Origin of the sequence: Clostridium sp. MCC353, assembly GCF_018785315.1 — a bacterium.
In the GTDB taxonomy this organism is placed as follows: Bacteria; Bacillota; Clostridia; order Lachnospirales; family Lachnospiraceae; genus CHH4-2.
On the sequence record NZ_WQPN01000155.1, the window covers coordinates 1 to 298 of the forward strand.

General features: G+C 47.7%; 1 protein-coding gene. It reads left to right on the forward strand.

The window, feature by feature from the left end; all coding sequences use genetic code 11:
• Window positions 1-65: 65 nt before the first annotated feature.
• On the forward strand, window positions 66-275 hold the full coding sequence (locus tag GPL15_RS23295) for a hypothetical protein (protein WP_215701076.1): 210 nt from the start codon (window positions 66-68) through the stop codon (window positions 273-275).
• The last annotated feature ends 23 nt before the right edge of the window (window positions 276-298 follow it).

Below are 298 nucleotides of genomic sequence, written 5' to 3' on the forward strand. Positions count from 1 at the left end.
TTGAGGTGGGGATTAACAGTAAAAGGCCAAGGCATTTTCGAAAATGCCTTCAGGGTTGATGTTAAATGGTGTGGGGATTTGCATTAAAAGGCGAAGCCATTTTCGAAAATACCTTCACCCTTTATGTAAAATTTGCTTTTAATTACTTTAGCCAGGGAAAACCAGCAGGAAAGCGGGACGAGGGAGCGGAGGCGGGATTGGATGTTTGGAGGCGGCCATGGGGAGCGGAATCCGTCGGGGATGAAAGCCATCTGGAAACCGTTAGTGAAACTTAGGCTCCAGGGATGGAAAAAGACGG